This is a genomic window from Flavobacterium tructae (assembly GCF_001853485.1).
In the GTDB taxonomy this organism is placed as follows: domain Bacteria; phylum Bacteroidota; class Bacteroidia; order Flavobacteriales; family Flavobacteriaceae; genus Flavobacterium; species Flavobacterium tructae.
Genome location: NZ_MIKE01000027.1, coordinates 336,940 through 344,708, shown reverse-complemented (window position 1 = coordinate 344,708; position 7,769 = coordinate 336,940). Strand labels below are relative to the sequence as shown.

Here is a 7,769-nt window from a genome sequence, read left to right as displayed (position 1 = left end):
ATTTAGAGCAGATAAAAAACAATTCAGGGAGATTTGAAATAGCCGATGCCGGAATTAATTCAAGATACTCAGATTATGGAAGTTCTTTTTTAGATAATAAATTGGTATTTGCGTCTGCCAGAGACACGGGCGGAGTTGCCAAAGCAAAATTTAAATGGACCAATAAATCGTTTACAAATCTTTATTCGGCAGAATTAAACGCCGATGGTAGTGTAGGAATTCCGAAACGTTTTGAGAATAAGATTAATTCAAAATTTAATGAATCGACTCCTGTTTTTACAAAAGACGGATTAACGATGTATTTTACCAGAAACAATTTTCTAAACGGTACAAAAGGGACAGACGACAAGAAGGTCACTTTGTTAAAATTGTATAAGGCAAGTTACATAAAAGGTAAATGGACGAATATTGTTGAATTGCCTTTTAACAGTGATCAATACAGTGTGGCACATCCGACATTAAGTGTAGATGAAAAAAAGTTATACTTTGCTTCAGACATGCCGGGTACTTTTGGACAATCAGATTTGTATAGTGTGACGATTAATACGGATGGCAGTTTTGGTAAACCTGAAAACCTGGGAGCCGCAATTAATACTGAGGGAAGAGAAACTTTTCCTTTTATATCAGGAGACAATGAATTGTATTTTGCCAGCGACGGACGTCCGGGATTAGGAGGACTTGATGTCTATGTTTCGACTATTAAAAATGATTTGACTTTTAGCGAAGTTCAGAATGTTGGAGCTCCTATAAATACAAAAGTGGATGATTTTGGTTTTATAATAGACAGTAAAAGCAGAACCGGTTTTTTCTCCTCCAATAGAGATGGAGGACATGGTTATGATGACGTTTATCGTTTTTCGGAAACCAGAAAATTGCCTTGTGAGGAGATTTTATCAGGAACTGTTATAGATGCCGAAACAAATTTGGTATTAGAGAATGCAAAAGTAAATTTACTGGACAATCAGCTTCAGATAATAGGAGAGGTAATAACCAAAGCCGATGGGAAGTATAGTTTTAAAGTAAACTGCAATAAAGAATACTTTGTTCGCGCTGCAAGACAAGATTATGACACTAATGAATTGCCTAAAGCGATCGATAAAACAAGTTTGACACTGCCTTTGAAAAAAACGCCTCAAAAAGTGGTCGAAAAAACGATTGAAAAATTGATTGTTGGTGATGATTTGGCGAAAATTTTACACATAAAAATGATTTACTTCGATTTAGGTAAATCGATTGTTCGAAAAGAAGCCGCTATTGAGTTAGAGAAAATCCGTCAGGTGATGATTCAAAATCCAAGCATGAAAATTGATGTTCGCTCGCACACAGACAGCAGACAAACACATGCGTACAATGAAAAACTATCCGACAGAAGGGCTAAAGCAACAGTGGCATGGCTTGTTAAAAAAGGAATAGCTGCTGATCGCATTACCGGAAAAGGATACGGAGAAACACAATTACTGAATAAATGTGCTGATGGTGTAAAATGTACTACAGAAGAACATCAGGCAAATCGAAGAAGTGAGTTCATTATTGTTTCGATGTAATAAAGAGTTAGCTTTTTTAATAAAGTTGAGTCAATTAAATTGTTATGAAAAGCTGCAAGGTAATCTTGCAGCTTTTTTTTGTGCCGTACAGTCCGGAAGAAGATCCAATTGTATTAAGCTTTTATACAGATTAATTTATATTTTATTTATGACAAAACAGATTTTATTTTTTTAAGAGTGTTAAAACAATTGTTATATTTGATGTAGTTATTTGTTTTAAAATAAATAACATAGCAAATTCCCCTTTTATCAAATCTATAATAGGTTTAGTATATTCTATTATTTAGGGGAGTATCTCACTAACTTTTAAACAGTCTTAAGAAAAAAGAAGATTTATTGTCAGATGAATTTTCTTGGAGACAGAGCTTATTATCAGCCCTCAACAGATAAACTCAATATGCCCAACATTAAGGCTTTTTAAAAGAGGCTTCGTATTACTGAACTTATTTACATGAGTTGACCCATTCCACAAGAGCAAAGAAAAGATTAAATAGTGATTTGACGGGAAGTTTTAGAAGTAAGAGTTATGCTTTTGAAGAACTTATTGTGGAATTGGGTGTTGTCCTTATGTGTTCTGAAGCGAGAATATTATTCCAAACCAAAGACAATTCGGCAAAGTACTTGAAAAGTTGTAACAAAATTGTGGTCAATGAATTGAAAAATTGCAATCGTTTTTTCCTCAAAGTTTCGACACAATCCCAAGAGGATGTCAATTACATATAAGGTAGAAATGCGGATACTGATTCAGCAGAAACACCTAAAGAAGAGGCTAAGTGGATATTTTGGACGAAGTGACCACCTAATTCTGGATGAAAGTGAGCAATATAAATGAACTCAAAAAGGTGTCTAAAAAGTAGTTTAAAATATAAAATCATAAAACTCAAGTCTGTTTATCAGGTTTTTCTCTACTCGTCTGGAACTATCAAAATCGATTTCTTCCATAAAAGCTTTATATCTAAACTTGGCAATATTGATTAATCTTTCTACTTTTCGATTTTCTCTGTCATCATATTCGGAGTTAATTAAATAGGTAATAAGTTCATCAATGGTACTTGCTTTTAAAGTAGTATTAAAGGCTCTAGACATCCCGTAGAGCTTTAATTGTTTCATTTTTTTAACGTTTGATCATTTATACAGTTATTTATTAATGGTTATTATTTGTAATATTCCCGACCTCTGATATTATTATTATTATTATTATTATTATTATTATGTTTGGGTATTTCTTTGTCTTCAATAGTAGGATCTTCATCAATTAAATCTAATCCTTTCTCTAGGATAGATTTGATGATTGGGTAATTGATTTTTTCATAATCCATCGCTCTCTTACAAGCATTGTTTAATCTGTCATTGCCTACTTTATTGGCTAAGCTTAGTACACCGGTACAGGATTTATAAGATTGCTCTGGATGCTGTTTTTTATCTAATATTTGTGTAATAAATGATTTACAAAATTCTCCAACAGAAGTTCCTCATTGGATAAACCTCTCGGGGTTCCACTCTGCCACAAACTGATATGATGTAGGCATGTGTTCTTTATTTGTCGTATAAAGATATTTGGAATAATCTCTGCTATGACAGGCTATTATGCGCTGTCCATGATAAATTTCAACAGTGGTTTTACTGTAAATAATCAAGACCTTCTTACCCATATAAATAAAAGGAACACTATAGTAGTGTTTGTCTTTGTTGAGATAGACATGACTGGATTTATGGACGGTTGCTTTGGAAAAACATTTAAGCTGATAGGCATTAAGAGGTAAGAATGATAGTGTTTCTTTTTCTATTTCATTAAATAAATCTAATCTGGAGTATTTCCTGCCTTTAAAAGACATTGTATTATGCTTTTCTAAAAGCGGCAAAATAGCATCATTCAAAGCTTCTATAGTAAAAAAATCTTCTTTGCGTAAAGGAGCAAAAATTCTGGTATAAATTATTCTTACTGCATTTTCAACCAGAGCCTTATCTTTTGGATGATAAGCTCTGTTAGGTAGTATCGTAGTTCCGTAATGAGAAGCAAAGTCTAGAAAATATTCCGTTACTAAGGGCTCATATTTATCACTCTTTTTAACAGTAGTTCTTAAATTATCAGTTACAATAGCACTAGGAACACCCTAATAATAGTCTAGCATTTTTACCAGACTTCCTATAAAGTCTTCTTTGTTGTGGGTTCTGGTAGCCTCTACAAAAGTAAGTCCGCTTGCCCCTAGAACACTTACAAAAACTTCTACCTCATAAAGCTCTCCTGTAGATTGGTCAATAACGGATAATTTCTTTCCGTTATAGTCTACAAAAACTTTATCTCCTGCCTTATGATGCATATGCATAGATGGCTTGAGTTTGCCTCGCCAATTTTGATAATGATAGCAAAACTGAGAATAACTGTAACCATCAGGGTAATGTTCCCTATATTCTTCCCAGAGCAAATGGCGGGTAACACCAACTTGCTTTAACTCTTTTTCTATCGTGGGAAATAAGGATTCTAAAACTATGTTTTTTTCTGGAGCGGGTTTTATCTGGCCATCAAAGAGTTCTTCCAGATCTTCATTACTAAGACCTGATAACTCTTGATAGGTAAAAGAATTTTGATGAAATGATTCAATATATTTCTTTACAGTATTGCGCGACAAATCTAATTGTCTGCTTATTTGGAGCTTACTTACTCCTTGAGTATATAAACGTAATAATTGCAAAATGTTTCTCATATCTAGTCGTTTATTTGCCATATCTTTTGTTTTAAAAACAAGTAAGATATTCTTTGCAAACATGGCTTTTTGAGGTGGTCACTTTGAACCGGAGTCAATTGATCTCTTTTACCGGAATAGGGTGGTCACTTTTACCAGAATTTACACATTGGTAAAAATGCAGTTATGCAGGGCATCTCCTTGATCCATAAAATCCTTTACGGTTTCAATTACAGATATGCTGAGGTTTTCTTTGGAGAAACACAGTCCGAAAAAAGGTTTCTTTTGCTTGGCATAAATTTGCTGTGCTTCGCGCATCTCTGAGCGTATTTCCAGCAGGTGTTTTTTTCTCTGCACTTTTCTTTTTTTTGTAACGAGCCTGTCATGTGCTTCATTGAGGTTTTCAGGACAGGCTAGCATCTCGGTGCTGAGGTCTTTTTTAAAGAATCGGAGCAGGTCGATATAATACTCCCATATTTTATAGTCTTCAATTTTATAGTGGTATTTCAGAGTGGTTTTTACTACCTGCCAGTTCTGTTTTATGTTTTGTCCTCGTGAGGTCAGATAATAGCTGAGCAATGAAGTTCGGGAAGCTTTGAGAATAGTTTCTGCAATGGAATCTTTCAAAAGCGCAGTGAAGAGGATTTGTGGAGCGATACCATAAAAAGCGGTTTAAAAGCCATTGCGTTTTAAAAGGGGCAGGATTTTCATTATGGGATAAACCTTGTAAGGGTTAATGTGGTATTTTGAGGAGTTCTGAAAATCCTTAGGGCGAATTTCAAGTGGGTAATAATATTTCCAAACGTCGTAGAGATTAAAAAAAACGTTTGTGCTCAGTGAGAGTGTTCACACTTCGCCTTTTGGATTTATCCAATGTTGCATGACTTCTTTGTGAGAGTAAGCGGGGGGAAATTCTTTTTCATGTGTTTGTGTGAGCAGATAATGCGTACCACCTGATAACTTTCACATATCTCTAAAACGGCAGAGTATTCGATTTCTCTGAAATGTACTTGGTTACAGCCCTGTATTTTTAGTTTTCCCCCGCAGGCATTACATTTTATATATTTTGCGCAAGACTCATTCTGCAGTTGAGGTTTCCAAGAGTGGATGCATTCCAGACAGTGGAATTCTCGAGTTCTTCGCGGATATTTTCCAAATCATCAAGATGTTTGATGTAGAATTTTTTGCAGTCTGTATAGTAGATAAATTAGGAAATCATACCGCTGATACATCCTGCATTTTGTAAATCTTCTATAAAGGATTTTAGTTTTTCTTTTTTTGGTTTCGCTGTATGATTCCAAGTTGGAAAGGATTATTTTATTGAAAGCTTGACAAAGGTCAAACTCGGCGTATATTGATTTTTCAAAGGCTTTCGTAACTGATTTTTTTAAGGTTTATGCATTTAATGTTTTATTAAAAGGGCAGGCCGTCCGGTTCTTTTTCGGTATTGGCTTTAGCGCCTGCACTTATCTGCAGTGTTTCCTTTTCACTTTTAGCAAATGCGAGGATTTTAATGTGACTTGTATGAAAGGTCAGAGAGCCGTGCGCCTCGGAATCGTTCCCGATATAGACATTCATACTAATGCGCCCGAAGAGTTCCACTACTGAGGCTTTTTTGAGCCATTGAGCTTTTTTGGCGGAAAGCCAGTAGGAGCAGTTGATGTAGGTGACAATTTTTTTCAGCTCGGTGCTGTCTTTTGGTTTATAGCTGTCGTTGACTGCTATGGAGAAGTTTACGGCCTCACGGTTTTGTTTTACTTTAAAAACGGAGGCGTCTTTTACAATTCGTCCTGTGATTTCCATGATTTTAAATTTTAGTGATTACTATTGTTTAAAATTTCTTTCTCCCTGTACTCCCAAAAATTGTTTTCAAAAGAAATTGTCATGATATAAAAAAAACGCAAGCGCAAACAGCCATGAAAATGGGGTACCGTAACTTTATGGTAAATTTTATATCATGGAAATCACAAATCTCATTTCCTCAGGTTGTTGAGCGAGGCGCAGGCATGGATGTGCATCGTGATACTTTGGTTGTGACTGTAATGGGTACAGGTATCATAACTGAGACAAAAACTTTTACTACTTATACCAATGATCTGCGAGGTTTATCCGGTTGGCTTAAATCCTTTTGCGATCACTCATTTGTCAATAGAGAGTACAGGTGTTTACTGGAAGCCTGTTTTTAATATTCTCAGTGATGAATTTGAAATACTTCTTGTAAATGCAAGGCATCTTAAGAATATTCCGGGGCATAAAACCGATAAAAAGGACAGTCGATGGCTAGCTAAACTCCTTTTTAGCGGTTTGTTGAAAGCAAGCTTTGTTCCACCAAATACAATAAGAGACTTAAGAGACCTGACTCGTTATCGAAAAAAACTCGTACAGAATGCAACAGCAGAACGGAACCGATTTGAAAGAGTTATTCAGGATGCTAATTTTAAACTCAGTAATGTTATTACGGACTTATTTGGTAAAACAGGAATTTTAATCATAACAGCTTTACTGCAGGGCAATAATAATTTTGAAGAACTACTTGCCTTATGTCATGGATCTATCAAAATGAAAAAAGATATTCTCAAAGAAGCTTTAAAAGGTAAGCGTACTGATCACCATAAATTTATGCTTGAGACTATTCGACTTAGTATTGAAAACATAAATTATAGGATCGCTAAGATAGACAGAGAAACAGCTTTACTGTGCAATCAATATTCAACAGAGATTGATCTTTTAAAAACAATTCCAGGAGTTAATTCTATAAGTGCCGCTTCTATGATTGCTGAGATAGGTGTTGATATGGACAAATTCCCAACAGTTCATCATCTGGCATCTTGGGCAGGAGTCTGCCCCGGTAATAATGAGAGTGCTGGAAAAATGAGCTCGAGCAGAATTACAAGCGGCAATCAGCATTTGAAACTAATGTTAATAGAATGTGCATGGTCAGCGACAGGTGTAAAAGATTGTTATCTGCGTAAAAAATACGAAAGCCTTCTTGTTAGACGCGGTAAAAAAAGAGTTCTAGTTGCTGTTGGTCATAAAATGCTGACTGCTGCCTATTTCATGATAAAATATAAAGTTCCTTATTTAGAATTAGGCTATGATTACATTGATTCCAGAAGAAAGCAAAATCAAGTTCAGTCCTATATTGACAAACTAAAAAAATTGGGCATTGAGGTTGAAATAACCCAAGCCCTCTGAGGTCGTCTTTTGCTGCCGACACAAATGTGATCGCGCAAAAGAAATTGCCCCTAAACGCTAAGAACAAACAGTTGTAGCCAAGAGCGCGCAAAAGAAAATATTACCCTCTAGTGTTTTATTTATGTCAAAGAACTTATCAATTAAAAATTATTTTCAGAAGAAAACGGGAAAAAAGAAAGCACAAATCAAGTGTCCGGATAAGGAGCCGGAGTGCTATAAGTCCCGAAGGGCGTCGTGAGCCGTTATGCGCATGCAGGAGACGGCGGGCACTACTTTGGCTGCCCTTTTAGCCTGTTTTCAATGAAAGTGTTCCTGTTTTTTTAGTGTATTTAGCAGCAGTCAGACA

At 35.5% G+C, this 7,769-nt stretch carries 8 protein-coding genes and 1 pseudogene; 3 read left to right on the top strand and 6 right to left on the bottom strand.

Features of this window, described 5'->3' with window-relative positions:
* Positions 1-1,544, top strand: a 1,544-nt coding sequence (locus BHE19_RS20465; protein WP_070908645.1) for an OmpA family protein, incomplete at its 5' end; no start/stop codon positions are given.
* 453 nt (positions 1,545-1,997) lie between these two features.
* Positions 1,998-2,267, top strand: a pseudogene (locus BHE19_RS23110) (zincin-like metallopeptidase domain-containing protein); the annotation flags it as partial.
* A 135-nt stretch (positions 2,268-2,402) separates the two neighbouring features.
* On the opposite strand, the gene BHE19_RS20460 reads toward BHE19_RS23110, so the two are convergent.
* From BHE19_RS20460 to BHE19_RS20445, 6 genes are all read right to left on the bottom strand, one after another.
* Positions 2,403-2,654, bottom strand: a complete 252-nt coding sequence (locus BHE19_RS20460; RefSeq protein ID WP_070908644.1) for an ATP-binding protein — start codon at positions 2,652-2,654, stop codon at positions 2,403-2,405.
* 362 nt (positions 2,655-3,016) lie between these two features.
* On the bottom strand, positions 3,017-3,379 hold the full coding sequence (locus tag BHE19_RS23105; protein WP_394332188.1) for a Mu transposase domain-containing protein: 363 nt from the start codon (positions 3,377-3,379) through the stop codon (positions 3,017-3,019).
* A gap of 279 nt (positions 3,380-3,658) precedes the next feature.
* Entirely contained in the window at positions 3,659-4,312 is a 654-nt protein-coding gene (locus tag BHE19_RS23005; protein ID WP_230001308.1) for a helix-turn-helix domain-containing protein, read from the bottom strand.
* 78 nt (positions 4,313-4,390) lie between these two features.
* A complete protein-coding gene (locus BHE19_RS23000; protein WP_070908643.1) occupies positions 4,391-4,855 on the bottom strand; it encodes a PcfJ domain-containing protein in 465 nt (154 codons plus the stop codon).
* 430 nt (positions 4,856-5,285) lie between these two features.
* A complete protein-coding gene (locus tag BHE19_RS23115) occupies positions 5,286-5,384 on the bottom strand; it encodes a hypothetical protein (protein WP_428979074.1) in 99 nt (32 codons plus the stop codon).
* 257 nt (positions 5,385-5,641) lie between these two features.
* Entirely contained in the window at positions 5,642-6,031 is a 390-nt protein-coding gene (locus BHE19_RS20445; protein WP_070908642.1) for a single-stranded DNA-binding protein, read from the bottom strand.
* A 288-nt stretch (positions 6,032-6,319) separates the two neighbouring features.
* On the opposite strand from BHE19_RS20445, the gene BHE19_RS20440 reads away from it, so the two are divergent.
* Positions 6,320-7,423: an IS110 family RNA-guided transposase gene (locus BHE19_RS20440; protein ID WP_207544136.1), complete on the top strand. Its 1,104-nt coding sequence runs from the start codon at positions 6,320-6,322 to the stop codon at positions 7,421-7,423.
* Positions 7,424-7,769: the final 346 nt, after the last annotated feature.

What these genes read in the sequence shown, in the direction of transcription:
- BHE19_RS20440 (WP_207544136.1), top strand. Translation starts at nt 6,320, where the DNA reads ATGATCTGCGAGGTTTATCCGGTTGGCTTAAATCCTTTTGCGATCACT.
- BHE19_RS23105 (WP_394332188.1), bottom strand. Translation starts at nt 3,379, where the DNA reads ATGTCTTTTAAAGGCAGGAAATACTCCAGATTAGATTTATTTAATGAA.
- BHE19_RS20445 (WP_070908642.1), bottom strand. Translation starts at nt 6,031, where the DNA reads ATGGAAATCACAGGACGAATTGTAAAAGACGCCTCCGTTTTTAAAGTA.
- BHE19_RS20460 (WP_070908644.1), bottom strand. Translation starts at nt 2,654, where the DNA reads ATGAAACAATTAAAGCTCTACGGGATGTCTAGAGCCTTTAATACTACT.
- BHE19_RS23005 (WP_230001308.1), bottom strand. Translation starts at nt 4,312, where the DNA reads ATGTTTGCAAAGAATATCTTACTTGTTTTTAAAACAAAAGATATGGCA.